Origin of the sequence: Dapis hubbardiae BLCC-M172, from assembly GCF_050016015.1 — a bacterium.
Classification (GTDB): Bacteria; Cyanobacteriota; Cyanobacteriia; order Cyanobacteriales; family Microcoleaceae; genus Trichodesmium.
This window is the reverse complement of record NZ_JBNHEQ010000263.1, coordinates 1-2,083: the sequence shown is the minus strand read 5'-3', so window position 1 is coordinate 2,083 and position 2,083 is coordinate 1. Positions and strand designations below refer to the sequence as shown.

The following is a 2,083-nucleotide window of genomic DNA, read 5'->3' as shown; positions in this document are numbered from 1 at the left end:
AGGCACAGAATCAAATTGTTGTTTATGATATGTACACTCGATTTATTCGTTGGGCGTCAGACCGTTTGACTAAAAATGGAGTTGTGGCTTTTGTTTCTAATAATTCTTTTATAGAAGCGATAACTTATGATGGATTTAGGAAAGTTTTAGCAGATGAATTTAATGAAATTTGGATTATTGATACTAAAGGAAATGCTCGAACCAGTGGAGAAAGACGCCGAAAAGAAGGTGGTAATATTTTTAGCGATAAAATTAGAGTGGGAGTAGCAGTTTATTTCCTTGTCAGAAATGAAAAAGCAGAAGGTTTTAAGGTTTTCTACAATTCTATAGATGATTATGTTAAAGCTGACGAAAAGAAAGATTATTTTAGTTTTAATAAAATAAAATATTTAGACTTTAAACACGCTATACCTGATAAACACCATAATTGGTTAAATTTGACTGACAATGACTTTGATGAACTTTTGCCTTTAATTGATAAAGAGGTCAAAAGTGGAAAATCTCAAGAAGCTGTTTTTAAGTTATTTTCCTCTGGAATAAAGACTCAAAGGGATGAATGGGTTTATGATTTTTCTGAAGATGCTCTTGTAGACAAAATAAAGTATTTGATTGAGGTTTATCAGCAGACTTTCAAAGATGAAAATTATTCAGGGAGGATGACTATTAAGTGGGATGCTGAGTTAACAAGATATCTGGAAAGAAAAATTTCTAAAAGCTTTGATGAGGAGAAAATATTCAGAAGTTTATATCGACCTTATGTGAAGCAATTTTTCTATTTTGATAAGCATTTTAATGGTCGAACTTATCAGTGGTTTAGTATTTACAATAAACAAGACAAGCAAAATAAATTTATTACTTTTAAAAGCTTTGGTAGTAACCGTCCGTTTAACTGTTTAGCTACTGATAGTATTGCTGAACTGCACGTTACTGGTGCTAACCAATGTCTTCCACTTTATTACTACGATGAAAATGGAAAACGCCAAGAAAATATTACTGACTGGAGTCTGCAAAAATTCCAATCTCATTACAACAACAAAAAAATCAAAAAACTCGACATTTTCCACTACATCTATGCCGTCTTACACCACCCCACCTACTGTCAAAAATACGAACAAAACCTAAAACGAGAATTTCCCCGCCTCCCCTTCTATGAAAATTTTCAACAGTGGGTAAAATGGGGAAAAAAATTAATCGACTTACACATCAATTATGAAACTATTAAACCTTTCCCACTAACTCGCATCGACTTACCAACTCCCGAAAACTCTCCCACTCCTAAACTAAAACTTAAAGCAGATAAAACCAAAGACAAAATATTTATAGATACCATCACAACATTAGAAAAAATTCCCAAAATTGTCTGGGAATATCGCCTCGGAAACCGGAGTGCTTTGGAGTGGGTATTAGATCAATATAAGGAGAAAAAACCCAGAGACAAAACCATCGCTGAAAAATTTAATACCTATCGTTTTGCTGACTATAAAGAAACAGTCATTGAGCTACTACAAAAAGTTTGTACCCTTAGTGTAGAAACTATGAAAATTATTCAGGCGATGGAAACTACCGACAAATCATAATTTCGTATGGGGAGAGGAAATAATAGTTGCATTTTCTGAAGCTCATGCCAACCGGAGGGGGATGAGCAATTTTCTGACTATTGCGCAATAGAGACAAATCTTATTTGCATTTTCTCAAGCGCATAAGAACCGGAGGGGGGTGAGCAGTTTTCTGACTATTAGGGAATAAAGACAAATAATAGTTGCATTTTCTCAAGCGCATACGAACCGGAGGGGGTGAGCAATTTTCTGACTATTAGGGAATAGAGACAAATAATATTTGCATTTTCTCAAGCGCATACGAACCGGAGGGGGATGAGTAATTTTCTGACTATTAGGGAATAGAGACAAATAATATTTGCATTTTCTCAAGCGCATACGAACCGGAGGGGGGTGAGCAATTTTCTGACTATTAGGGAATAGAGACAAATCAGAAATAGAAAAGTGTTTGGAGACCAAACCCCTACGGACTACCTCCGACAAATTTTTCCTATTTCCCAGAAAATACTAGGCAAAAACTTCTATTG

The 2,083-nt window shown here is 34.9% G+C and carries 1 protein-coding gene; it reads left to right on the top strand.

The genetic code is table 11. The features are described 5' to 3' along the window. A partial coding sequence (locus ACP6PK_RS24345; protein WP_426563417.1) for a type ISP restriction/modification enzyme occupies positions 1-1,577 on the top strand: 1,577 nt, incomplete at its 5' end. Positions 1,578-2,083 lie beyond the last annotated feature (506 nt).